This is a genomic window from Streptomyces sp. NPDC004542 (genome assembly GCF_040610035.1).
Classification (GTDB): domain Bacteria; phylum Actinomycetota; class Actinomycetes; order Streptomycetales; family Streptomycetaceae; genus Streptomyces.
This window is the reverse complement of record NZ_JBEXLP010000035.1, coordinates 1-24,215: the sequence shown is the minus strand read 5'-3', so window position 1 is coordinate 24,215 and position 24,215 is coordinate 1. Positions and strand designations below refer to the sequence as shown.

General features: G+C 73.2%; 22 protein-coding genes. 12 read left to right on the top strand and 10 right to left on the bottom strand.

Annotated features, from left to right (window positions below):
- Positions 1-11 precede the first annotated feature (11 nt).
- Positions 12-449 carry a cell division protein SepF gene (locus tag ABZX30_RS20380; RefSeq protein ID WP_355935245.1) on the bottom strand — a complete coding sequence of 146 codons (438 nt, stop codon included), beginning with the start codon at positions 447-449 and terminating at the stop codon, positions 12-14.
- Positions 450-770: 321 nt separating this feature from the next.
- On the opposite strand from ABZX30_RS20380, the gene ABZX30_RS20375 reads away from it, so the two are divergent.
- From ABZX30_RS20375 to ABZX30_RS20345, 7 genes are all read left to right on the top strand, one after another.
- Positions 771-1,943 (top strand): DUF5685 family protein, encoded by a 1,173-nt coding sequence (locus ABZX30_RS20375; protein WP_355935243.1) that lies wholly within the window; start codon positions 771-773, stop codon positions 1,941-1,943.
- Between the two features lie 607 nt (positions 1,944-2,550).
- Positions 2,551-4,425 carry an FAD/NAD(P)-binding protein gene (locus ABZX30_RS20370; protein WP_355935315.1) on the top strand — a complete coding sequence of 625 codons (1,875 nt, stop codon included), beginning with the start codon at positions 2,551-2,553 and terminating at the stop codon, positions 4,423-4,425.
- Complete coding sequence (locus ABZX30_RS20365) at positions 4,422-5,228, top strand: DUF1684 domain-containing protein (protein WP_355935241.1); 807 nt, start codon at positions 4,422-4,424, stop codon at positions 5,226-5,228. The genes ABZX30_RS20370 and ABZX30_RS20365 overlap by 4 nt, the downstream gene beginning before the upstream one ends.
- Positions 5,229-5,460: 232 nt before the next feature.
- Positions 5,461-6,360 carry a S1 family peptidase gene (locus tag ABZX30_RS20360; protein ID WP_355935239.1) on the top strand — a complete coding sequence of 300 codons (900 nt, stop codon included), beginning with the start codon at positions 5,461-5,463 and terminating at the stop codon, positions 6,358-6,360.
- A gap of 136 nt (positions 6,361-6,496) precedes the next feature.
- The gene (locus ABZX30_RS20355) at positions 6,497-6,682 is read left to right on the top strand and encodes a hypothetical protein (protein ID WP_355935237.1); all 186 of its coding nucleotides are present in this window, start codon (positions 6,497-6,499) and stop codon (positions 6,680-6,682) included.
- A gap of 302 nt (positions 6,683-6,984) precedes the next feature.
- Positions 6,985-10,434, top strand: coding sequence for a DNA polymerase III subunit alpha (gene dnaE / locus ABZX30_RS20350; protein ID WP_355935314.1), 3,450 nt, complete (start codon positions 6,985-6,987; stop codon positions 10,432-10,434).
- On the top strand, positions 10,431-11,423 hold the full coding sequence (locus ABZX30_RS20345; RefSeq protein WP_355935235.1) for a hypothetical protein: 993 nt from the start codon (positions 10,431-10,433) through the stop codon (positions 11,421-11,423). The genes dnaE and ABZX30_RS20345 overlap by 4 nt, the downstream gene beginning before the upstream one ends.
- Here ABZX30_RS20345 and ABZX30_RS20340 read toward each other — a convergent pair.
- Positions 11,401-11,775 (bottom strand): cupin domain-containing protein, encoded by a 375-nt coding sequence (locus tag ABZX30_RS20340; protein WP_355935233.1) that lies wholly within the window; start codon positions 11,773-11,775, stop codon positions 11,401-11,403. The genes ABZX30_RS20345 and ABZX30_RS20340 overlap by 23 nt on opposite strands.
- Before the next feature lie 95 nt (positions 11,776-11,870).
- Here ABZX30_RS20340 and ABZX30_RS20335 point away from each other — a divergent pair, with 95 nt between their 5' ends.
- Both ABZX30_RS20335 and ABZX30_RS20330 read left to right on the top strand, forming a co-directional pair.
- Positions 11,871-12,317 carry a MarR family winged helix-turn-helix transcriptional regulator gene (locus tag ABZX30_RS20335; protein WP_355935231.1) on the top strand — a complete coding sequence of 149 codons (447 nt, stop codon included), beginning with the start codon at positions 11,871-11,873 and terminating at the stop codon, positions 12,315-12,317.
- Positions 12,318-12,486: 169 nt separating this feature from the next.
- A complete protein-coding gene (locus ABZX30_RS20330) occupies positions 12,487-13,365 on the top strand; it encodes an alpha/beta fold hydrolase (RefSeq protein ID WP_355935229.1) in 879 nt (292 codons plus the stop codon).
- A gap of 176 nt (positions 13,366-13,541) precedes the next feature.
- Here the strand turns inward: ABZX30_RS20330 and ABZX30_RS20325 are convergent, their stop codons facing one another.
- Complete coding sequence (locus tag ABZX30_RS20325; protein WP_355935228.1) at positions 13,542-13,676, bottom strand: hypothetical protein; 135 nt, start codon at positions 13,674-13,676, stop codon at positions 13,542-13,544.
- Positions 13,677-13,814: 138 nt separating this feature from the next.
- On the opposite strand from ABZX30_RS20325, the gene ABZX30_RS20320 reads away from it, so the two are divergent.
- A complete protein-coding gene (locus tag ABZX30_RS20320; RefSeq protein WP_355935226.1) occupies positions 13,815-14,429 on the top strand; it encodes a class I SAM-dependent methyltransferase in 615 nt (204 codons plus the stop codon).
- 14 nt (positions 14,430-14,443) lie between these two features.
- Here ABZX30_RS20320 and ABZX30_RS20315 read toward each other — a convergent pair whose 3' ends face one another.
- Positions 14,444-14,944, bottom strand: coding sequence for a DUF402 domain-containing protein (locus tag ABZX30_RS20315; RefSeq protein ID WP_355935224.1), 501 nt, complete (start codon positions 14,942-14,944; stop codon positions 14,444-14,446).
- A complete protein-coding gene (locus ABZX30_RS20310; RefSeq protein WP_355935222.1) occupies positions 14,925-15,854 on the bottom strand; it encodes a GNAT family N-acetyltransferase in 930 nt (309 codons plus the stop codon). The genes ABZX30_RS20315 and ABZX30_RS20310 overlap by 20 nt, the downstream gene beginning before the upstream one ends.
- Positions 15,855-15,925: 71 nt before the next feature.
- Between ABZX30_RS20310 and ABZX30_RS20305 the strand changes: the two genes are divergently transcribed.
- Positions 15,926-16,294, top strand: coding sequence for a GntR family transcriptional regulator (locus tag ABZX30_RS20305; RefSeq protein ID WP_355935220.1), 369 nt, complete (start codon positions 15,926-15,928; stop codon positions 16,292-16,294).
- Between the two features lie 182 nt (positions 16,295-16,476).
- On the opposite strand, the gene ABZX30_RS20300 is transcribed toward ABZX30_RS20305, so the two are convergent.
- Together ABZX30_RS20300 and ABZX30_RS20295 are read right to left on the bottom strand one after the other, a co-directional pair.
- Positions 16,477-17,310, bottom strand: coding sequence for a DUF72 domain-containing protein (locus tag ABZX30_RS20300; protein ID WP_355935218.1), 834 nt, complete (start codon positions 17,308-17,310; stop codon positions 16,477-16,479).
- Between the two features lie 15 nt (positions 17,311-17,325).
- Entirely contained in the window at positions 17,326-18,444 is a 1,119-nt protein-coding gene (locus ABZX30_RS20295) for a DUF5925 domain-containing protein (RefSeq protein WP_355935216.1), read from the bottom strand.
- Positions 18,445-18,823: 379 nt separating this feature from the next.
- Between ABZX30_RS20295 and ABZX30_RS20290 the strand changes: the two genes are divergently transcribed.
- Positions 18,824-19,630 (top strand): SGNH/GDSL hydrolase family protein, encoded by an 807-nt coding sequence (locus tag ABZX30_RS20290; protein WP_355935215.1) that lies wholly within the window; start codon positions 18,824-18,826, stop codon positions 19,628-19,630.
- 6 nt (positions 19,631-19,636) lie between these two features.
- Here ABZX30_RS20290 and ABZX30_RS20285 read toward each other — a convergent pair whose 3' ends face one another.
- The 3 genes from ABZX30_RS20285 to ABZX30_RS20275 form a co-directional block, all read right to left on the bottom strand.
- Complete coding sequence (locus ABZX30_RS20285; RefSeq protein WP_355935313.1) at positions 19,637-21,247, bottom strand: protein kinase; 1,611 nt, start codon at positions 21,245-21,247, stop codon at positions 19,637-19,639.
- A 27-nt stretch (positions 21,248-21,274) separates the two neighbouring features.
- On the bottom strand, positions 21,275-22,897 hold the full coding sequence (locus ABZX30_RS20280) for a sulfite exporter TauE/SafE family protein (RefSeq protein WP_355935213.1): 1,623 nt from the start codon (positions 22,895-22,897) through the stop codon (positions 21,275-21,277).
- On the bottom strand, positions 22,894-24,215 hold a 1,322-nt coding region (locus ABZX30_RS20275; RefSeq protein WP_355935211.1), incomplete at its 5' end, for a tetratricopeptide repeat protein. The genes ABZX30_RS20280 and ABZX30_RS20275, both read right to left, overlap by 4 nt.

The window sequence follows — 24,215 nt, the reverse complement described above, 5'->3', positions numbered from 1 at the left end:
GCGGCCCTGCCTCAGCTCTGGTTGAAGAAGCCGTCCGAGTGACGGGACCTGGCCTCGCCGCTGACGATCTCGGTGTCCGCGGGCGTCAGCAGGAACACCCGGTTGGAGACGCGGTCGATGGAGCCGCGCAGGCCGAAGATGAGCCCGGCCGCGAAGTCGACCACGCGCTTGGCGTCGGCCGGCTCCATGGCCGTGAGGTTCATGATGACCGGTACTCCCTCCCGGAACAGTTCGCCGATGGCGCGCGCGTCCCGGAAGCTGTCCGGGGTCACGGTGCCGATCCGGCGGTTCTTGTCCTCGGCGACGTCCGTCGCCACCTTCACCCGCGGGTCGGTCACCCAGGCATCCCCGGGCTCGCTCCCCTCGGAGTAGTCGTCGTCGTAGTAACGCTCGTCATCGTTGTCGTCGACGAGGCCGAGCCACGCACTCGCCTTGCGTACCGATCCCATGGACGCCTCCTCTCACAGCGGTCTTCTTGCTTCCGCGTCCCTATGGTCATCCATGATGCGGACGGCGCGCCAAGTGGATAGACGCCGCGCGGGGGGTTTGTGACGGTACTGGTGCACAGCGAATCCGTCGAGAGCCCGTGTGCCCCAAGGGTCGTGCTCTACACGGCTGCTGACTGTGAGTGAAATATGATCTTCATCGGCGTTTGGGTGACGCCTGCTGCGTACGGGTGAGCGCGGGGGCTGCTCCGAACCGATGGTCGGTCGATACGATGCCGCAGCTCAACGTCGGCTCATCGTCGCATCGCACCACGGGGGAGCGTCGTGTTCGGAATCGTCAGGCCCTGCAGTCACCGGCTCGGTGAAAGCCTCAAGACGGAGTGGATGGCCCATCTGTGCGGGCTGTGCCTCGCGCTGCGCGGGGACCACGGACAGTTCGCGCGTATAGTCACTAATTACGACGGTCTGCTCATATCGGTGTTGACGGAGGCTCAGGCACGGCAGCAGGGCGGTCTGCGGCGTACCGCCGGGCCGTGCCCGTTGCGCGGGATGCGCACCGCCTCCGTGGCCCGGGGCGAGGGTGCCCGGCTCGCGGCGGCCGTCTCGCTGGTGCTGGCCTCGGCCAAGGTGCGCGACCATGTCACCGACGGCGACGGACTGCTGGCCCGGCGGCCGGTCGCGCTCGCCGCGCGCCGGGTCGCCGCCACCTGGGGGCGCGCGGGTGCCCGTACCGGAGCGGACATCGGGTTCGACACCGCCGTACTCGTCGACGCCGTCGACCGGCAGCTCGGCATCGAGTCCCTCGCCGGCCCGGGAACGCCCGTCCTGACGGTCACCGAGCCGACCGAGACGGCGACCGCGGCCGCCTTCGCGCACACCGCCGTGCTCGCCGGGCGGCCGGGCAACGCCGAACCGCTCGCGGAGGCCGGGCGGCTCTTCGGACGGCTGGCCCACCTCCTGGACGCCGTCGAGGACCGCGCCGCCGACGCCGCGTCCGGCGCCTGGAACCCGCTCACCGCGACCGGCACCTCGCTCACCGAGGCCCGCCGGCTCGCCGACGACGCGCTGCACGGCATCCGGCTCGCCCTGCGCGAGGCCGAGTTCACCGACGGGAAGCTGGCGCACCTGCTGCTGGTGCACGAACTGCGCCGCTCGGTGGACCGGGCGTTCGGCACCCGCTCCTGCGGGCACGCACCCGAGGCCTCCTTCGGACCGCCCCCGGGCCACCAGGCGCCCCCGGCGCCGGGCAACCCCTACGGCAACCCCTTCGGCGGTGAGCCGCCACGTCCGGAGAAGCGGGGATTCTGGGCAGGCTGTGCCGTCGCCCTCGGGCTGTGCTGCACCTGCAAGGTGTGCTGTGCCGACGAGTACGAGGGCCCCTGGTCGCGCAAGAAGCGCGAGGGCTGTTGCGGCGACTGCGACTGCTGCGACTGCTGCGACGCCTGCCAGTGCTGCGAGGCCTGCGAGTGCTGCTCGTGCTGCGACTGCGGTCTGTGACGCTCCATTCCGCTACGAGTGCGACATGTGGAATACGAGGGGGAACCGGAAGGCATGCGGGGGCGCGAGGGGAGGGGTGCGCGTGTGAAGGCGAGGAGGGAGAGGTGACATGCGCAAGGCGCCCGGCCGGATCAGCGGATCAGGGCGCGCGGTGGGGTCGGCTCAACAGGAACAGGACCACACACGACCGAAGTCGATGTGGGAGCGGGTGACCAGCCACTGCTGCGGATGCATGGGCCAAGTGGAACAGGCATCCGCATTCCCGTCAACCGGCTCGAGACGTACCGCTCACATCATGGACAGCCTTGACAGTGAGGGGAAACGGCCCCGTACAGTCGGCGGACGGCCCTGCTGAGGGGTTCGGCCGTAGCGCGCCGTGCGGCGCGCCCGTGTGAAGGCATCCACCCGTGTTCCCCCTGCGTCACGGAGCCTTCGCATGTCCCACGACACCCCTCTGTCCTACGACACCCTTCCCCATGTCCCCGCCGCGCCCGGCGTGCCGGAGCGGGCCGACACCACCCCGCACCGTCCGCACCGCCGACGGCCGGCCGTTCTCGGCGCGGCCGATCCCCAAGCGGCCCCCGCGAGCGCCTCCAGGCCGGCGCTGGTGATCGTCGGGGCCGGGCCGCGGGCGACCGGTCTGCTGGAGCGCATCGCCGCCAACGCGCCCGAGCTGTACTCCGGTGCCGGCCTCGACATCCACCTCGTCGACCCGCACCCGCCGGGCGCCGGACGCGTCTGGCGGGCGGCGCAGTCCCCGCTGCTGTGGATGAACTCGCACGCCGAGGACGTCACCATGTTCACCGACGAGACGGTGGAGATGGCCGGGCCGGTGCGCGAGGGCCCCACCCTGCACGAGTGGGCGGGTCTGGACGGACGCGTCTTCGCGGACCGCCGGATCCAGGGCGACTACCTGCGCTGGGTGTACGACCGGGCGGTGGCCGGCCTGCCGCCGGGTGTCACCGTCCACCACCACCCCCGGCGCGCCCTGCGCGTCGGCGGCCCACCGGGGGGCCGCCAGCAGGTGTGGCTGGAGAGCCGCCCGCGTCCGCTCCTCGCCGACCTCGTCGTCCTCGCCGTCGGCCACCTCGACGCCGAACTCGACGCGGAGCAGGCCCGTCTGGCGGCGTACGCGCGTGAGCACGGCCTGGTGCACCTCCCGCCGGACTACACCGCCGACAGCGACCTCACGGCGCTGAAGCCCGGCGAGCCCGTGCTCGTCCGGGGCTTCGGACTCGCCTTCGTCGACCTGATGGTGCTGCTGACGGAGGGCCGCGGCGGCCGGTACGAGGGGGACGTGTACCTGCCCTCGGGCCGCGAACCGGTCCTGTACGTCGGCTCGCGGCGCGGAGTCCCGTACCACTCGAAGATCGGCTACGACTGGACCGGCGAACGCCCCCCGCTGCCCCGCTTCTTCGGTCCCGCCGAGGTCGGGGAACTGCTCGCCCGGCCGGAGGGCTTCGACTTCCGCCGGGACGTGTGGCCGCTGGTCGAGAAGGAGCTCGGCTTCGCCCACTACCACCGGCTGTTCACTGCCCACCCCGAGCGGACGGCCCTCGCCTGGCGGGACTTCGAGGAGAAGTACGCCGCGGGGGACGCCGCCGACCGCGAGACCCTCGTCGCCTCCGCCGTACCGGATCCCGGCGACCGGCTGGACCTCGCCGCGCTCGACCACCCGCTGGACGGGGTGCGGTACGGCTCGCACGAGGAGTTCCAGGAGGGGCTGCGGGAGTACATCGAGGGCGACCTTGGCCGTCGGCACGACGCCCGGTACAGCGCCGACCTGGCGGTCTTCCTCGGGCTGCTCTCCGTCTACGGTCAGCTGATCCGGCTCGGCTCCGTCGGCCCCTGGTGGCACGGCTTCTTCAGCTACCTCGCCTCCGGGCCGCCCGGGCCCCGGCTGCGGCAGATGCTCGCCCTGTCCCGGGCGGGACTGCTCCGGTTCGTCGGCGCCGGCATGACCGTCGCCGCCGAGGACGGTGTGTTCCGGGCGTCGAGCCCCACCGTGCCCGGCTTCTCGGCCGAGGCACGGGCGCTGGTCGAGGCACGGCTGCCCGAGCCCACCGTCGGCCGGGCCCGCGACACCCTGCTGCGCGAACTGCACGCCGACGGGGCCGCCGAGACCCCCGACGGGCTGCTCCGGGTGGACCCCGGCGACGGGCGGATCCTCGACCGGGACGGCCGGCCGCACCCCCGGCGCTTCGCCCTCGGCCCGTACACCGACGGCCGTGCCCCGGGCGCCTTCACCCGGCCGCGCACCGGCGGTCCCGCCTTCCGGCAGAACGACGCCACCGCCCGGGCCGTGCTGGCCTTCCTGCGGGACCTGACGCGGCCCTCCGACGCGGGGGGCCAGGAGTTCCGAGTCCCCGGAGAACGGGCTGCGCCTCATGAGCCCACCGGCCGCGTGTCCGCCTCGAGCGGTAGGGAACGGCCGAACCCACAGGGATTCTTCGATCAGCACATGGAAGGTTCGAGTACATGACGACGGACGCATCCGACGAGTGGAAGCGGTGGCACGAGGACCGCGTGGACGCGGTGTCCGCCCCCTACGGGCCGCTCGCGCTCATCGGCACGCACTGGATCCAGGACCATCCGGAAGGGCGACTTCCGGACATCCCCGGTACCTGGAGCGTGGACGGCGACGCGGTACTGCTCACCGCCACCGGAGCCGACGGCCTCACCGTGGACGGCCGGCCCTTCTCCGGTGTGACACGCCTGGCCGCCGACAGCGGGCCGGAGCAGTCCTCCCGGGTCGCGTTCGGCAACCGGCGGCTGGTCGTGCTGATACGTGAAGGTGTCTGGGGGATCCGGCACTACGACCCTGACGCCGAGGCCCGCCGGAACTTCCGGGGTGTCGAGGCCACGCCGTACGACCCGCGCTGGTCGGTGCCCGGACGCTTCACGGCGTACGACGGGACGCGCACCGTCCGGGTCCAGGCCGCCGACGGCGTCGAGCGCGGACTCGGCCTCGCCGGTGAGCTCGTCTTCACCCTGGCGGGGCGGGAGCTGACGCTCCAGGTGGCCCGGCAGGCGAGCGGTGGGCTGTGGGCGGTGTTCGCCGACGCCACCAGCGGCGACACCGGTCACCGGTTCCGGTTCCTGTACCCCGCCGCCCCTGACGCCGCCGGCCGCACCACCGTCGACTTCAACCGGGCCGTGCTGCCGCCGTGCGCCTTCGCCGACCACTTCCTGTGCCCGTTCCCGCCGCCGGGGAACACGCTGGACGCCGCCGTCGAGGCGGGGGAGCGGCGACTGCTCCGGGCCCCGCGGCCGCAGCGGAACTGACGGTGCGTCATATGCGCTGATCGCACCGGGAACGCACACCGACGGCACGGATCGCCCGCGATCGCACGGCCGAAAGGCGCCCTTGCGCCTACCGGCCGTTCGGCCGAATACTCCCCCACAGCGCTTGTCAGGGACACGGCATGCCTCATCCGGGCGTCGACACCCCCTGGCTGCGCCTCACGGGCCCCGACCCCACGCGGGCCCCCGACTTCCCCCTGGGAGGGAACGAAAAGTGAGGATCAAGCGCAACACCCCACGCGGGCCCATCGCGAGACGGACCCGGCTGATCGCCGTGGCCACCGGATTCGTGGCCGCAGCCGCGTTCGCCGTCCCCACCGCGAGCGCGAGCGATGTCCAGACCTTCAGCACCGCCCAACTCGGCACGGCGAGCGGAGCCGTGCTCAAGGCGGACGTCCCCGGCACGGCCTGGGCCGTCGACAGCAAGACCAACCGGGTCGTCGTCACCGTCGACAGCACCGTCTCCAAGGCCGAGATCGCCAAGATCAAGCGGCAGGCCGGCGCCGGTGCCGGCGCCCTGACCATCAAGCACACCCCCGGCACGTTCAACAAGCTGATCACCGGCGGCGACGCCATCTACGGCGGCTCCTACCGCTGCTCGCTCGGCTTCAACGTGCACAGCGGGAGCACCTACTACTTCCTGACCGCGGGTCACTGCGGTGAGGTCGCCTCGACCTGGTACAGCAACTCCGGTCGCACCACGGTGCTGGGCACGAACGTCAGCTACAGCTTCCCGGGCAACGACTACGCGCTGGTCCGCTACACCAACTCCTCGATCGCGCACCCGAGCGCGGTCGGCAGCCAGACCATCTCCAGCGCGGCCACGCCGTCCGTGGGTACGACGGTGTACCGTCGCGGCTCCACCACCGGCACCCACAGCGGCCGGGTCACCGCCCTGAACGCCACCGTCAACTACGGCAGCGGTGACATCGTCTCCGGCCTGATCCAGACCACGGTCTGCGCCGAGGGCGGCGACAGCGGCGGCCCGCTGTACGCGGGTTCCGTGGCCTACGGTCTGACCTCCGGCGGCAGCGGCGACTGCACCTCCGGCGGCACCACCTTCTTCCAGCCGGTCACCGAGGCGCTGAGCGCGTACGGCGTGAGCGTCGGCTGACGGTCCTCCGGTTCCGCTCCCTGAGAGCCCCCGTACGCGAACCCGCGTGCGGGGGCTCTCTCGCGCTGCGAGAGCGAAAACGAGCCCCGGCTCGATGTCACGGTCCGCTGCGAGTCGCCCGCGGGTGGGGCTCGCGGTGCGGATTCCTCGGGACGGCGGTGAACGGCCCGGCGGCAGGGGGAGCGCGGCGCCAGGTGCGGCCGAGGTCACCGGCGGCGTGAAGGCCACCGGCGGCATGAAGGCCACCCGCGGCATGAAGGCCACCGGCGGCGGCTCGGCCACCCGGGTGCGCTCCGGCACGCCGGCCCGACCGCCACGGTGAACCACGCGGAGGGCGGCGTCGGCGGCCCCGTCCGGACCGGCGTGTGCGCCGGACCCGGTGGCAGCGGCGGCTCGCTCTTCCCGGGCGGCGAGGCGATCGGCCGGGCCTCCGGCGGCAGCGGCGACCGCACCGCCGACGGCGAGATCTTCTGCGCGCGAGGGGGTGGATGTCCGTGTTTGCGCAGGTGAGAAGCGCCGGAAGGAGTGTCGCACACTCGTTCGAGGATGGGGGTATGGTGGAGGTGTAGGTAGGGAACTGATGTTCGAGAGCCGGTCGGGGCTCGCGAGGAACGGGAGGTGCGTGTGCCGGGTTTCGCGCATCTGCACACCGTCTCCGGGTTCTCCCTGCGCTACGGCGCCTCGCACCCCGAGCGGCTGGCCGAGCGCGCCTCCGAGCGGGGCATGGACGCCCTCGCCCTCACCGACCGAGACACCCTCGCCGGCGCGGTCCGCTTCGCCAAGGCCTGCGCCGAGCAGGGCGTCCGCCCGCTGTTCGGCGTCGAGCTGGCGGTGGGGGAGCCGGCCGGGCGGGCGCGTCCGGGCGGCTCCCCGGGCCAGGGCGGGGCCGCCTCGACGGAGCGGCGCCGTACCCCCGTCCGCGGCGGTGCCTTCATCGACGAGTCGACACCCCGCGTGACCTTCCTCGCCCGGGACGGGGCCCGCGGCTGGGCCGGTCTGTGCCGGCTGGTCACCGCCGCCCACACCGCGGCGGGCACCCCGCTGCTGCCCTGGCCCGACAACCACGCCGACGGCCTGACCGTCCTGCTCGGCCCCGCCTCCGACGTCGGCCGCGCCCTCGCCGCGGGCCGTCCCGACCGGGCCGCGAAGCTCCTCGTGCCCTGGCGCGAGGTCTACGGCGACGCCCTGCGGCTGGAGGCCGTCTGGCACGGCCGCCAGGGCACCGGTCCCGGCTCCCTGCGGCTGGCCGCCCGCACCGTGGGCTTCGCCGCCGAGCAGCGGATCCGGCCGGTGCTCAGCAACGCCGTCCGGTACGCCGACCCCGGCCTGGGCCCGGTCGCCGACGTCCTGGACGCCGCCCGCCGCCTGGTCCCGGTCGACCCCGCCAAGGAGCTGGACTCCGGCGAGGCCTGGCTGAAGGACGCGGAGGCGATGCTGGGCGTGGCCGAGCGGGTCGTGGAGGCCGCGGGCTACCGGCGCGAGGCCGCCCACCGCCTGCTGGAGCAGACCCGGACGACGGCCGCGGAGTGTCTGGTCGACCCCGAGGAGGACCTCGGCATCGGCACCGTCCACTTCCCCGAGCCGCACCTGGCCGGCGCCGGCCGCCGCACCGCCCAGCGGGCGCTGGCCTCGCGGGCGGCGGCGGGGATGGTGCGGCTCGGCTACGGCACCCGGCGCGCCTACTGGGAGCGGATGCACCGGGAGCTGGACATCATCGCCCACCACGGCTTCGCCTCGTACTTCCTGACCGTCGCCCAAGTGGTGGACGACGTACGGGGGATGGGCATCCGGGTGGCCGCGCGCGGCTCCGGCGCCGGCTCGCTCGTCAACCACCTGCTCGGCATCGCGCACGCCGACCCGGTCGAGCACGGGCTGCTGATGGAACGCTTCCTGTCGAAGGAGCGGATCGTGCTGCCCGACATCGACATCGACGTGGAGTCCGCGCGCCGGCTGGAGGTCTACCGGGCGATCATCGACCGGTTCGGCGGCGAGCGGGTCGCGACGGTCGCGATGCCGGAGACGTACCGGGTCCGCCACGCGATCCGGGACGTGGGCGCGGCCCTGTCCATGGACCCGGCCGAGATCGACCGCGTCGCCAAGTCCTTCCCGCACATCCGGGCCCGCGATGCCCGCGCGGCGCTGGAGGAACTGCCCGAACTCAAGGAACTGGCCGGGGAGCGGGAGAGGTACGGCAGGCTCTGGGAGCTGGTCGAGGCCCTGGACGCCCTCCCGCGCGGGGTCGCCATGCACCCCTGCGGAGTGCTCCTCTCCGACGCCTCCCTCCTGGCCCGTACGCCGGTCGTGCCCACCAGCGGCGAGGGCTTCCCCATGTCGCAGTTCGACAAGGACGACGTGGAAGACCTCGGCCTGCTCAAACTGGACGTGCTGGGCGTGCGGATGCAGTCGGCGATGGTGCACGCGGTCGCGGAGGTGAAGCGGGCGACGGGCGCCGAGGTGGACCTGGACGGCCTGCCGCCCGGCGACCCGGCGACGTACCGGCTGATCCGCTCCGCCGAGACGCTGGGCTGCTTCCAGATCGAGTCACCGGGCCAGCGGGACCTGGTGGGGCGCCTCCAGCCGGCCACGTTCCACGATCTCGTCGTCGACATCTCCCTCTTCCGGCCCGGTCCGGTCGCCGCCGACATGGTGCGGCCGTTCATCGAGGCCCGGCACGGGCGGGCGCCGGTGCGCTGTCCGCACCGCGACCTGGAGCGGCCGCTGAGGGAGACGTACGGGGTCGTCGTCTTCCACGAGCAGGTCATCGACATCGTCGACATCATGACCGGCTGCGGGCGCGGCGAGGCGGACCGGGTGCGGCGCGGGCTGTCGGATCCGGAGTCGCAGGGCCGGATCAGGTTCTGGTTCGCGCAGCAGGCGGCGGCGCACGGCTATGACGCAGAAACGATTCAGCGAACCTGGGAGATCATCGAAGCCTTCGGCTCCTACGGCTTCTGCAAGGCGCACGCGGTCGCCTTCGCCGTACCGACGTACCAGTCGGCCTGGCTGAAGGCGCATCACCCGGCCGCCTTCTACGCCGGGCTGCTCACGCACGACCCGGGGATGTACCCCAAGCGGCTGCTGCTGGCGGACGCGCGGCGGCGCGGGGTGCCGGTCCTGCCGCTGGACGTGAACGTGTCCGGGGTCGCCCATCGGATCGAACTGGTGTCTGAACCGGGGGTGTGGGGGCTCCGGTTGGCCCTCTCCGACGTGCACGGCATCACCGAGGCCGAGGCGAGGCGGATCGCCGACGGGCAGCCGTACGCCTCGCTGCTGGACTTCTGGGAACGGGCCCGCCCGAGCCGGCCGCTGGCCCAGCGGCTGGCCCAGGTCGGCGCGCTGGACGCCTTTGGCGCCAACCGCCGCGACCTGCAACTGCACCTGTCCGAGCTGCACCGGGGCGCCCGGGGCGCGGGCGGCGGTCAGCTCCCCCTGGCCGGCGGGCACAAGACCGCCTCCGCCGGACTGCCCGACCTCACCCCGGAGGAGCGGCTCAGCGCCGAGCTGGGCGTGCTGTCCATGGACGCCTCGCGCAACCTGATGGACGACCACCGGGAGTTCCTCCAGGAGCTGGGCGTGGTCTCCGCCCGCCGGCTGCGCGAGGCGCGGCACGGTGAGACGGTGCTGGTCGCGGGCGCCAAGGTGGCCACCCAGACCCCGCCGATCCGGTCCGGCAAGCGGGTCGTCTTCACCACGCTGGACGACGGAACGGGTCTGGTCGACCTGGCCTTCTTCGACGACTCCCACGACGCCTGCGCGCACACCGTCTTCCACTCCTGGCTGCTGCTGGTGCGCGGAGTGGTGCAGCGGCGCGGCCCGCGCAGCCTCAGCGTGGTGGGCTCCGCGGCCTGGAACCTCGCGGAACTCGTCGAGCTGCGCGCCGGGGGCGGCCTCGACGAGGTGGCGGCACGGCTGGCGGAGCCCGTGCCCGAACGGCGGGGGGAACCGGCCGGGGGCCGGACGATCCGCATGCCCACGGGGTACGAGATGCATCCCTGGGCCGATCTGCGTCCCGCGGGCGAGGGCCCGGCGGGTGGGAAGAAGCTGTGGCACCGGAGTCCGGGGAGTGCGGGATGACGATCCTCTGCGTACGTTTCCAGCTGCCGCCGATGCACGAGGCGGCGCTGCCGGAGCTGATCGGGCTCCTCGAGGAGTTCACCCCGGTCGTCGAGGCCCTGCCGCCGGACGGGGCCCTGGCCGATCTGCGGGGCGCGGAGCGCTACTTCGGGCGCGACGCCGTCGCACTGGCGGCGGTGATCCGGGTCCGGGCCCTCGCGCTGTACGGCGTCGACTGCGTGACCGGGGCCGGGCCGGGCCCGCTGCTGGCCCGTATGGCCCTGCGCGACGCACGGCCCGGGACGACCTGCGCGGTCCCCGCGGACCGGGACGCCGTCAGGGAGTTCCTGGCCGGCCGTCCCGTGGCCGCGCTCCCCGGCGTCGGCACCGCCATGGCCCGCACGCTGTGCGAGTACGGCCTCGACACCCTGGGCCGGGTCGCCGCCGCACCCCTGTCCACGCTCCAGCGCCTGGCCGGCGCGAAGGCGGGCCGCGACCTGCACGAGAAGGCGAACGGGATCGACCGCGGCCGGGTGGTCCCGAACGCGGTCGCCCGGTCACTGGCCGCCGAACGCCCCTTCCGGCTGGACGAGCTGGACCCCGGCCGCCACCGCGCGGCGCTGCTGTCCGCCGCCGGGGAACTGGGCGCCCGGCTGCGCGCCCTGGAGAAGGTCTGCCGCACCCTGACCCTCACCGTGCGCTACGCCGACCGGACCGCCACGACCCGCAGCCGCACCTTCGGAGAGCCGACCGCGCACTCGGCGGCGCTGACCAGGGCGGCGTACGGCATGTACGAGGCGCTCGGCCTCCAGCGGGCCCGGGTCCGCGCCCTCACCCTGCGCGCCGAGGGGCTCACCCCCGCCGATCGGGCCTCCCGCCAGCTCACCTTCGACCCCGTGGACGAGAAGGTCCGCCGTATCGAGGAGGTCGCGGACCGCGCGCGAGCCAGGTTCGGGCCCCGGGCGGTGATGCCGGCGGCGCTGGCGGTCAGTTGGCCCACGGCGGCGTGACGCGCGTGCCGTCGGCCAGCTCCGCCTCCAGGCCGACGGAGGTGGTGACCCAGGAGATCGCGGTGTGACCGGCGGGGTTCTCGACGGCGAGGGTGGTGCCGGGGTTGACGATCACCGTGTCACCGGCCGTGATCCGCTCCGTGCGGCCGTCGAGCGTGATGACCAGCTCGCCGATGAGCAGGTGGAAGATCTCCTCTCGGTTGACGGTGTGGGCGGGGGCCTTCGTCCCCGCCGGGATCTCCCCGCGCCAGGCGCACAGCTCCTTGCTGCCGGTGAGCGGGGTGGCGTACGAGACGAACCTCGCGCCGTGGATCTCGTGGGTCGTGGCCTCGGACGAGCGGACGACGGGCATGGCTGGCCTCCGGGTCGGAATTGGTCAAGCTACTTGACTACTTTCTCCATGGTCAAGCTGCTTGACCATGTGGTCAAGGGTGTTTGAATTCCTCCGTGCACGACTCCGAAGCCATCGCCCTGTCCGCGGCCCTGCTCGCCGCCGCCGCCGACCTCACGCGACGCATTCACGACGGCGTCCTGGCCCGGGGTTTCGAGGGGGTGCGGCCCGCGCACGGCTTCGCCTTCGCCCGGCTCGCCCCGGACGGGGCGACGGTCACCGAACTCGCCGCCCACCTGGGGGTCACCAAGCAGGCCGCCAGCCAGCTCGTCGAGGAGATCGTGCGCAAGGGGTACGCCGAGCGGCGGCCGCATCCCCGGGACGCCCGGGCGCGGCTGATCGTGCTGACCGAGCGGGGCTGGGCCTGTACCCGGGCGGCGGAGGAGGCGGCCGCGGAGGTCGTGGGGGAGTGGGCCGGACTGCTGGGTGAGGGTGAATTCCGCGCGTTGCGCGACCGTTTGGGGCGGATCGCTCCCTACGGTCCGATCAGGCCTGCCTGGTGACGGCCCCTTGAGGGCGGGTGGGTCGCCGACTGTCACTGGAAGTTTTTACTGACGCGTAACTTCCCACATCTGCTACTGATCCGTAACTTGACGAATGAACAGCATCCCGTGATCCGGATCACAGGGCGTAAGGCCGTCGAACCCCCCCGAGCCGCAAGGAGATCACCCGATGCTGCCCTGGAAGCGCCTGCTCAGACCCCTGGCCGCCCTGCTCCTGACCGCCGCCGGCGCCACCGTCCCCGCCGCCACCGCCCAGGCCGCCACGACGACCGCCGCCGCGGCGACTTCGACGAGCGGCTGGAACGACTACTCCTGCAAGCCGTCCGCCGCCCACCCCCGCCCCGTCGTCCTGGTCCACGGCACGCTGGGGAACTCCGTCGACAACTGGCTGTCCCTCGCGCCGTACCTGACGCACCGCGGGTACTGCGTCTACTCACTCGACTACGGGCAACTGACCGGCGTCCCCGTCTTCCACGGGCTCGGCCCCATCGACAAGTCGGCGGAACAACTCTCCGCCTTCGTCGACAAGGTGCTCGCCGCGACCGGCGCGGCCAAGGCCGACCTGGTCGGCCACTCGCAGGGGGGCATGATGCCCCGCTACTACCTCAAGTTCCTCGGCGGAGCCGCCAAGGTGAACGCCCTGGTCGGTATCGCCCCCGACAACCACGGCGCCACGCTGAGCGGCCTCACCAACCTGCTGCCGTACTTCCCCGGCGCCGAGGACCTGATCAAGGACACCACCCCCGGCCTCGCGGACCAGATCCCCGGCTCCGACTTCCTGACCAAGCTCAACGCGGGCGGCGACACCGTCCCCGGAGTGCGGTACACGGTCCTCGCCACCCAGTACGACGAGGTGGCCACCCCCTGGCGCAGCCAGTACCTGAGCGGCTCGGGCGTCACCAACGTCCTGCTGCAGGACCTGTGCCCGCTCGACCTCTCCGAACACGTGGCGATCGCGCTCTTCGACCGCATCGCCTTCCACGAGGTCGCCAACGCCCTCGACCCGGCCCACGCCACCGCCACGACCTGCGCGTCGGCGTTCAGCTGACGGCCGCGCCGGGGCCTGTCCGGCCTGAGCCGCCGGACAGGCCCCAGGAGCCGCGCTCCGAAACCAGCCCGGGAAAACCGTGGGATCGCCCGCGGAGGGCGGGTGAGGGGGATCCTTGTGCTCGCGTTGAGGCAGCGCTGAGGCTGCGCTCAGGCAGGGACGGTGGCCTCGTCCGGTCAGCCGTCCGGCCACCACGTGCGGGCGATGTCCTTGCGCACCTCGGGGCGGCCTGCGGGACGCTCCTCGGCCTCGTCGCGGACGCGGCGGGTGTCAGGCCTCTTCAGGGGCTTGTGCACGACTGCGCGGCGCATGGCTGCCTCCTTCAGTGCCTACCGGGTTCCGTGGTGTCACGGAGGTAGACCCTTTCGGTGAGAGTTCCTCATCGGCCGGGATCTGTCAGTGGCGGCTGTCACGATTCGGATGTCAGTGGCGGGTGTCACGCTTGGGGCATGGCAAACACGAGTGACGAACCGACCGCGGTGCGTGTCGACTGGGACGCCGAGGCGGCCGGCTTCGACGAGGAACCCGACCACGGCCTGCGCGACCCGCGGGTCCGTGCGGCCTGGGCGGCCCGGCTCGGAACCTGGCTCCCGAACCGCCCCGCCGACGTCCTGGACCTCGGCTGCGGCACCGGCAGCCTGTCGCTGCTCGCCGCCGAGCGGGGGCACCGCGTCACCGGCGTCGACCTGTCCCCGCCGATGGTGGAGCTGGCCCGCACCAAGCTGGCCGGCCGTGACGCGGTGTTCCTGCTCGGTGATGCGGCGGCACCCCCGGTCGGGGAGCAGCGCTTCGACGTGGTGCTGGTGCGGCACGTGCTGTGGACGCTGCCCGACCCGGCCCGCGTGCTGCGGCACTGGCGCGGGCTGCTCCGGCCAGGGGGACGTCTCGTGCTGGTGGAGGGCGTGTGGGGGACGACCTCCCCGGTCGGGATATCCGCGGACCGGCTCGTCGGCCTTCTGGAGCCGGTCGTCCGGCAGGTGCGCGTGGAGCGGCTGTCCGACGACCCGGCGCTGTGGGGCAGGACCGTCCACGACGAGCGGTACGCGGTGGTGGCGACGGTGTGAGCCCCTGGCCGGCCTCAGGCCAGCAGGGCGCCGAAGCCGTCCCCGCGGGCCAGCGCCTCCAGTTCGTCGAGCGCGGCCAGGGCCGCCGCGGCCGCCCGCGGATCCCGCTCCGCCAGGCCGCTCCCGGCGAACTCCTCCTCGTCCAGCCGCCGTACGTCGCCGCCGTCGGCGGAACGCCACAGGTCCAGATCGAGGTCCTCGACGACCAGCTCCGTGCCGGAGACGGCCGCGGGGCGGGTGATGTCGCAGTACCAGCCCTTCACACCACCGTCCGCGGCACGGACCTCCTTCACCGCGTACCAGCGGTTGCGCCAGTAGTACTCGGTGAAGACGTCACCGGGCTCGAAGCGCACGAAGCCGAAGTCGCGGACTCCGGCGCCCGCCCAGGGGGCCCGTACGGTGACACGGTCGCCGTCGTCCCCCGTCAGCTCGCCCCGGTAACGGATCTTCGTCCGGCCGCCCTTGACGAGGACGACCTCCACCAGGGCCGTCCCGTCAGCCGAGTTCGCGGACATACCGCACCTCCGTCGCGCAGACCTCGTACCCGAACCACTTGTTGATCGCCAGCATCGGGCCGTTGCCGGTGTCGTTGCCGGTGAACGCCTCGGTGAACCCGGCCGCTCGGGCCCGGTGCAGGGAGTGGTTCTTGGCCAGCTTGGCCAGGCCCCGGCCGCGGAAGGCACGCGCGGTGCCGGTCATGACGGTGCCGTACCGCGTGCCGCCGTCCGTACGGGCCACGCTGAACGCGACGGGACGGCCGTCCACCACGGCCACCGAGGTCAGTTCGCGGCTGACCAGCGGGTGGTGCCAGCTCTCGTTCAGCCAGGCCCCGTAGTCGGTGAACTCGTAGTCGATGTCGCTCGGCTCGTCGGTCATCGCCTCCGCGTCCAGTTCGAACAGCGGACGCGGATCGTCCGCGAAGTCTGCCCCGGTGCGGAGTTCGACACCCGGTGGGGCGTCCGCGGACGGCGGCAGCGTGCCGTGCGCCAGGTCCAGCCGGAGGAAGTGCGCGGAGCGGCTGGCGCGGTAGCCGTGCCGCTCCGCGAAGGCGCGGTTGCCGGGCGCGTCCAGCACCCAGGCGAACAGCTTCTTCGCCCCGCGCTCGGCCAGGTGCTCCTCGGCGGCCCGGACCAGGAGCGAGCCCGCGCCGCGGCGGGTCCGCCCGGGGTGTGTGTACACGTTCAGATAGCCCATGCCGGCATCCCGGCTGTCATGGGCGATGCCGACCTGGGCCGTGCCGACGATCTCGCCGTCCTCCTCGGCGACGAGGGGGCGGTAGTGCCCGTCGGGGTGGGCGTGGGCGAGGTCGTAGGCGACGGACTCGGGGGTGACCAGGAAGAAGGGGAGAGCGAGCTGCCGGACACGGGCGAAGCCCTCCGCGTCGGTACGGACGTCGGGACGCAGGTCGCGCACGAACACTGTCATGGAGTCGCACGGTAGGCGGCGGCCCTGCCCGGATGCCTCTCATTTTCCGGTGGGTGGGAGAGAATCGGCCCGTGACCTTGAAGATCCACATCGATGACAGCGCGCCGCCCTACGAGCAGGTGCGGGCGCAGATCTCCGAGCAGGCCCGGTCCGGTGAACTGCCGGTCGGATACCGGCTGCCGACGGTGCGCGCACTGGCCGAGTCGCTGGGCCTCGCGGTGAACACGGTGGCCAAGGCGTACCGGGCGCTGGAGACGGACGGGGCGATCGAGACGCGGGGCCGCAACGGAACGTTCGTCGCCGCCGCGGGCTCCGCCGCGGTCCGGGAAGCGGCGTCGGCTGCCCAGGCCTATGCCGAGCGGGTGCGGCGACTCGGTCTGGACGAGGCCGCGGCGCTCGCCGCCGTGCGGGATGCCCTGCGGGCGGCTTACGGGGATTGATCGAGCGGCTTGGGCGGGTCAGACACCGCCGGAACCGCGGTGGCTGAGTGTCGTCGTGGCGCTGCCTTGTCCGCGGTGGTGGAGGGTGCGGCCGGGTCCGGTGTGCGGGGTGCCGTCAGGCCGGCCTTCGCCGCCGCCGTCGTCGTGCGGGCGGCTTACGGTGATTGAGTGGCTCGTGCGGGTCAGGGGCCGTCGGAGTGTGTTGTCGTGGCTGAGTGTCGTCGTGGCGCTGCCTTGTCCGCGGTGGTGGAGGGTGCGGCCGGGTCCGGTGTGCGGGTCGCCGTCAGGCCGGCCTTCGCCGCCGCCTTGCCGAAGGTCACCGCGTCCGCCACGGCCGCGCCGCCCGGGTCGTTGTTGAAGTACGCGTAGACGTCGTGGGTGTCGGGCCAGGTGGTGGCGATGCGGTCGACCCATGTCTCCAGGGAGCGCCGCCCGTAGCGCGGCCACGGCCGGGCGCGGCCCTGGTGGAAGCGGACGTACCCCCAGTCGGCGGTGCGCCAGAGCGGGGTCACCGGGCGGGCCAGGACATCCGCCCAGCACAGCGCGGCGGCCCGGGACTCCAGTACCGTCCGGACTTCGGGCGTCCACCAGGAGTCGTGGCGCGGTTCGACCGCGACCCGCGTGCCGGAGGGGAAGCGGGCGAGGCAGGCGTCCAGCAGGGCCGGGTCGGCGCGCAGGGTCGGCGGGAGTTGGAGCAGGACCGGGCCCAGGCGGTCGCCGAGCCCCGCCGCGTGGGACATCAGGCGGTGCACCGGCTCCTCGGGGTCCTTCAGGCGCTTGATGTGGGTGAGGTAGCGGCTGGCCTTGACCGCGACCACGAAGTCCGGCGGAACCCGGTCCCGCCAGGACTCGAAGGTCTCCCGCGACGGCAGCCGGTAGAACGCGTTGTTGATCTCCACCGTGGCGAAGAGCCGCGTGTACTCCTCCAGCCACAGCCGCGTCGGGACCCCGGCCGGGTAGACGAGGTCCCGCCAGTCCTTGTACTGCCACCCCGAGGTACCGACGAACAGGGTCATACCTCCATCAAAGCACTACAGATAGAGCCCCGCGTCCGCCCCGTCCCGCGCCCCCGGCACCGAGGTCGGTGACGTGCCCCGGCGCAGCGCGTACAGCTCCGCCAGCGTCGCCCCGTCCCGGCCCACGGCACCCTCACGGTCGCCGGCCTCACCGGCCTCACCGCCGAGCCAGGCCAACGCCTCCTGGCGGGTCAGCCTGCCGACCTCGATACGGGCCAGGCACCGGCCGGGCCGGACCACCGCGGGGTGCAGGCGCTCCAGGTCCTCGTTGGTGGTGACGCCCACCAGGACGTTGCGGCCCTGGCCGAGCAGGCCGTCGGTCAGGTTCAGCAGACGGGACAGGGCCTGGCCGGCCGTGTGCTTGGCCTCGCCGCGGATCAGCTCGTCGCAGTCCTCCAGCAGGAGCAGCCGCCAACGCCCCTTGCCCGCCGCGTCCTCCTCGCCGATCGCGATGTCCATCAGATAGCCGACGTCGGAGAAGAGCCGCTCCGGGTCGAGCACGCAGTCCACCTGGCACCAGTCCCGCCAGGACCGGGCGAGCGTGCGCAGCGCCGAGGTCTTGCCGGTGCCGGGCGGACCGTGGAGCAGCAGCAGGCGGCCCGCGATGTCCTCCGGGGTGGTCTTCATCAGCTGGTCCATCGCCTCGGCCACCGGTGCGGTGTAGTTGGCGCGGATCTCCTCCCAGGTGCCCGCGGAGATCTGGCGGGTGGTGCGGTGCGGACCGCGCCTGGGGGAGACGTACCAGAAGCCCATCGTCACGTTCTCCGGCTGCGGTTCCGGCTCGTCGGCCGCGCCGTCCGTCGCCTCGTTCAGCACCTTCGCGGCCAGTTCGGCGCTGGTCGCGGTCACCGTGACGTCCGCGCCCCGGTTCCAGCGGGAGACCAGCAGGGTCCAGCCGTCGCCCTCGGCGAGGGTCGCGCTGCGGTCCTCGTCGCGGGCGACGCGCAGGACGCGGGCGTCACGGGGCAGCAGGGTCACCCCGGAGCGGACGCGGTCGATGTTGACCGCGTGGGCGTACGGCTGCTCGCCCGTCGCGAAGCGGCCGAGGAACAGCGCGTCGACGACGTCGGACGGCGAGTCGGAGTCGTCGACGTTGAGCCGGATCGGCAGAGCGTCGTGTGGGTTCGCAGACATGCCGCCATGATCCGGCACGGGACCGCCCGGCGCACCCGGTTTCCGCCGCGCCACCCTCTCCGTCCTGTCGCGGAAGGGGGTGCTCCGCGGGATGTCTCCCGAAGCGTGCAGTCCACCCCTGTTGTCGTCCTTGTCGTGGTCCTTGACGGGGCGTCACGTCGCGGATGCCGCCCGCACGGCATCGTGTCCGGCTTCGACCACGCACTGGGGCGGCGCTTGAGGGCCGGTGGTGTTCCGTCCGGTTGAACGCGAACAAACAGGTAGGAAACGCGCGATTTCGATTCTGTTGAGGTGTCAAAACTCTTGGCATGAACACTTCCAATCAACACGCGTAGTTGGTAGGACAGTCGAGGCAGAGATCCTGCCAAAGGGAGGTTCCATGAGACGTTCCCGGTTTACGGCATTCGTGACCTCGCTCCTCCTCGCCACCGGCCTCGCCCTCACCGGGGCCGCCACGGCGCAGGGTTCCCCCCTCGCCGCGACCGGCGGTTATGTGGCACTCGGCGACTCCTACTCCTCCGGAGTGGGGTCGGGCAGCTACATCAGCTCCAGCGGCAGTTGCGACCGCAGCACCAAGGCGTACCCGTACCTGTGGAACGCCGCGCACGCCCCGTCCTCGTTCGCCTTCAACGCCTGCTCCGGTGCCAAGACGGACGACGTGCTCGCGAGCCAGCTCGGCTCGCTCAGCACCTCCACCGCCCTGGTCTCGATCACCATCGGCGGCAACGACGCCGGTTTCGCCGACGTCATGACGACCTGTGTCACCAGCTCCGACAGCACCTGCCTGTCCCGCATCAACACCGCGAAGGCGTACGTCGACTCGACGCTGCCCGGCAAACTCGACAGCGTGTACGCGGCGATCAGCGGCAAGGCCCCCTCCGCCCGTGTGGTCGTGCTCGGCTACCCCCGCTTCTACAAGCTGGGGACGACGTGCATCGGCCTCTCCGACACCAAGCGCGCCGCGATCAACGACGCGGCCGACTATCTGAACACCGCCGTCCAGAAGCGCGCCCTCGACCACGGCTTCGTCTTCGGCGACGTCCGCTCCGCCTTCTCCGGCCACGAGCTCTGCTCCGGCAGCGCCTGGCTGCACAGCCTGAACCTGCTCGACATCACCGAGTCGTACCACCCGACCGCGTCCGGCCAGTCCGGCAGCTACCTGCCGGTGCTCAGCAACGCGGCCTGATCCCCGTCAGGGGGAGGCCGAAGGAGAGGAGGAGGCCCCGTCCGTCGGGGTCTCCTCCGTCGCGCAGGCCACTGAGAACGGCACCTGGTCGGACGATGTACGCACCGGGCCGCGCACCTCGACGCGGATCGCGTTCTCGATCGTCCCGCTCTCCGAGTACGTCGTCACGACGACCTTGTCCTGCTTGGACTTCCCGCCGCCCGCCGGGAACGACAGCGTCTTCCACCCGTCGTCGGACACCGAGCCGTTCTTCGCCACCCACCGGTACTCGACCTGCGCGGGCAGCCGGCCCACCGTGAACGTCGCCGTGAACGCCGGTGCCTGCGCGCTCGGCGGCGGACAGCTCCCGGAGTACTCCGTGTGCGCCCCGCTCACGGTGACGCGCACGGACTGCGCCGGGACGGAACTCGCCGGGCTGTCGCTCGGGGACTGCGGCGGGGCACCCTTGGGCGAGTCGGTGCCGCGGCTGGGGGTGGGGGAGCCGATGCCGCTGCTCTTGTCCGTGCTCGCGCCACCGCTGTTCCCCTTGTCCCCGCTGCCGCGGTCGAGCAGCGCGTACGTCAGCCCGACCAGCGCCAGGGCGACCGCGACCAGGCCCGCGACCAGGACCACGGCGGCACGGCTCTTGCGGTCGGGCTCCGGCCGGGGCACCGGGGTGGCACGGGACGGCGCGGGCATCGGCATCGGCGGTGTCCGGGACGGCGAGCGCTGCGTGCGGGGCGCGGACGCCGGGGCGTACGCCCCCATGGGCACCGTGTCCGCGCGGGGGGTGCCACCGGCCGCGACGAGCCGCAGATCCTGCTCGGCCAGTTCGGCGGGCAGCCGCTCGGCCGGATCCTTGCGCAGCAGCCCCTCGATCACGGGGGCGAGCGGTCCGGCCCGGCGCGGCGGCGGCAACTCCTCGTCGACGACGGCGCGCAGCGTGCTCAGCGGCGTGTCCTGACGGAACGGGGAACTGCCCTCGACCGTCGCGTACAGCAGCACGCCCAGCGACCAGAGATCGGACTCGGGACCGGGCGTACGCCCGAGCGCCCGCTCCGGGGCCAGGAATTCGGGCGAACCGATCACCTCGCCGGTCATGGTCAGCGCGGAACTGCCCTCGACCGTGGCGATGCCGAAGTCGGTCAGCACCACCCGGCCGTCCTCGGCCAGCAGTACGTTGGCCGGCTTCACGTCCCGGTGCAGCACCCCGGCCGCGTGGGCGGCGCGCAGCGCGGCCAGCACCTCGGCGCCGATGTGCGCGGCGCGCTGCGGGGGCAGCGGGCCCTCCGACTCCAACTGGTCGGCGAGGGACGTGCCGCGCACCAGCTCCATGACGATCCAGGGCCGGCCGCCCTCCATCGCCACGTCGTACACCGTCACCACGTTGCGGTTCGCGACCCGGGCCGCAGCCCAGGCCTCGCGCTCCAGCCGGGCGTACATCCGCTCGACGTCCGCCGTGGCCAGCCCGGCCGGGGCCCGCACCTCCTTCACGGCGACCTCACGGTGCAACACCTCGTCGCGGGCCCGCCACACGGTTCCCATGCCGCCCTCGCCGAGCGGGGACAGCAGACGGTAGCGGCCGGCGATCACACGTTCACTGCCCGATTGTCCGGACACGGGTGCCCCCCACGGCATCTCGCGTGATTTCTCCACAAACGTAGCTCAGCCCAGTGCGGATGCCGCCCCCTTGAGCACCAGTCCGGCGCCCAGGGCCAGCACGACGAACGCGGACGCCAGCGGAGTGCTCCTGCGCACGAGGGCCGCCGCGGGGCCCGCGGTCCAGCGGGGGCGCTTGTCCAGCACCCGGTTCATTCCGCTACCCAGCTTGACGACAGCGAATCCCGCCGCGGTGAGGGTGAGCGCCAGACCCACGCCGTACGCGACGACCAGCAGCAGACCGAACCACGCCTGTCCGAGGGCCGCGGCGCCCACGAGCACGACGACCGCCGAGGGGCTGGGCACGAGCCCGCCGGCGAACCCGAGCAGGAGCGTGCCGCGCAGGGTGGGGGCGGTGGCGTGGGTGTGGGTGAAGCCGCCGTGGGTGTGCTCGACGGCGACGCCGTGATGGTGGTGCTCGTTGTCGTGATGGTGACCGTGACCGTGACTGTGGTCGTGCTCGTGCCCGTGGTCGTGACCGTGCTCGTCCTCGTGACCGTGACCGTGCTCGTGCCCGTGGTCGTGCCCGTGGTCGTGCTGATGGTGCTCGTGCGTGTGGCCGTCGCCGTGCGTGTGGCCGGTGCCGTGCGTGTGGCCGTGCCCGGGCTGCCGGTTGCGCAGCGCGCGCCGTACGAGGTTCGCTCCCGCTACGGTCACCAGGAGGCCGCTCGCGATGCCCAGCCAGGCGATCACCGAAGGGGTGGCGGCCGAACCGGCCGTGACGAGCAGCCCGAGGGCCACCACGCCCAGGGTGTGGGTGACCGTGACCGAGGCGGCCAGGGGAAGCACGTCCCGCATCCGGGCCCGGCCGCCCCGGGCCGCCGCCGTCGCGGCCATCAGGGTCTTGCCGTGGCCCGGTGCGAGGGCGTGCATCGCGCCGAGGCCGATCGCGATGACCAGGGCCAGGGCGGCGAAGCCGACCGTCAGGTCGTGGCGGGCGACGAGGTCGTCCAGGGCGCGGGTCCAGCGGTCGGCGCCACGGGGCAGGACGGCGGAGGCGGGGGCGTCCTGGCGCTCCTCCGTCAGGGCCGGTCCGCCGGGGCGCGCGTGCACGGAGGCGGTGATGGTGTCGGCCGGGGAGGAGAGCAGGTCCTTCGGGTACGAGGTCAGTTCGTGGGAGACCGACGTCTTCGGCACGTCCGACGCGGTGAGCGTCATCCGGTCGCCGCGCGCGGTGATCTCCCGCCAGCCCGGTCCCGTGGTCGTGCCCGCGCTGTGGAAGCCGAGGGTCACGGTGCCGTCCTCGGGCAGCGGTGCGGTGAACCGGCACTCCACCCGCAGGGTGTCGAGCCCGGCCTGTCCGGGACGGAGGTTCGCGTGGGCGGTGCCGGCCGACAGGGCGGTCGTACGTCCGTCGACGGTCAGCCTGCTGCCCTCGGCGGCCCTGGCGCACCGCTGCCGGGCCCACTCGGTCAGGCCCAGCCGCTTGATGTCGGGCCCGGCCTGGGTGGCCGGGATCTCGGCGAGGTCCTCGACGTGGTCGACACGCAGTTGTCCGGGGGCGGCGACGAGACCGTCGTACCGGTTGACGGTGAAGTTGCCGAGCGGGTGCGCGCTCGCGGCCGTGGCGGGCAGCAGCGCGAGCGCGCCGGCGGCCAGGGCGGCGGCGAGGAGACGGCGGGTTTTCACCGGGCCGCCTCCAGTGCCGTGCGGGCCTCGCGGGCGCCCAGCGGGGAGAAGCCCGGGTTCAGCTTCAGCGCCGCGGTGAGCGAGGCGCGGCCGTCCTTCCGGTGCCCGGTGGCCAGTTCGATCACGCCGCGGTGGTAGAGGAACGAGGCGTTGCGGTAGCCGGTCGCGGTGGCCCGGCGGGCGTAGCCGAGGGCCTCTGCGTCCTTGCCGTTGACGTGCAGGGCCCAGGCCAGGGCGTCCGCGGTGTGCACGGTGTGCCGGCGGGCCCACTCGGCGCGGGCGGCGCGCAGGGCGGCCGCCTTGTCGCCGTGGTCGGCGGCGGCCAGCGCGGTGTCGAGGTCGGCGTTGACGCCGTTGGCCTTCGCCAGCGCGATCCAGGCGTCGACGAGGGCGTACTGGTCCTCGGCCTTGGCCCGGTCGCCGTCCTGGCCCCGCGCTTCGTACAGCTCGCCGAGTTCGACGAGCGGGCCGGGCAGCGGGTACCGCGAGACGACGAGCTCCATGCCCGTGATCGCGGCGGCCCGGTCACCGCTCGCCGCCTGGGCGCGGGCGCGACCCTCCAGAGCGGGGAGGTAGTTCTCGTCGGCGGCCAGGGCGCGCGCGTAGTGGTGCAGGGCCGAGGTGTAGTCGCCCTGGTTCCAGGCGAGCAGGCCGAGCTGGGCGGAGACGTAGGCGATGTCGCCGCGGGAGGTGGCGGTGGACAGCGCCTGCTGGAGCACCCGGCGGGCCGTCTTCACATCGCCGCGCAGCTCGTGCACGTAGGCGTACCGGGTGAAGACGGGTACTCCGGGCCTGCGCGTGTCGGCCGTGTCGGCGGCCTTCGCCGCCTCGTCGTACCGGCCGAGTTCGACGAGGGCGTCGACGCGGGAGGACAGGGCGCGTTCGCTGTAGGGGTTCTGCTCCAGGGCCCGGTCGGCGTAGCCGAGGGCCCGCGTGAACTGGTGCCGGGCGGCGGCGAGCGCGGCGAGGCCCGCCAGCGCCTGGTCGTTGTCCGGGGACAGCCGCAGCGAGCGCCTCAGGGCCTTCTCGGCCTGCGGGTAGCGGGAGGGGTCGCCCTTGGTCCGGGCCTGCTCGTCGTAGGCCAGCCCGAGCGTGGCCCAGCTGCCGTAGTCCTTCGGCTGGGTGCGCAGATGGGCCTGGAGGGAGGCGATGGTCGCGTCGAGGTCGCCGCTCGCCAGCAGCCCCGGCGAGACGGCGCTGGACGCCGCGACGGGCGCGGGCGAACCGTCCCGCGCGGCACCGAAGGCGATCGCCCCGCCGGTCAGCGCGACCGCCAGCAGTGCCGCGCACCCGGCGAGCCGGGCGGCCCGCCACCGCC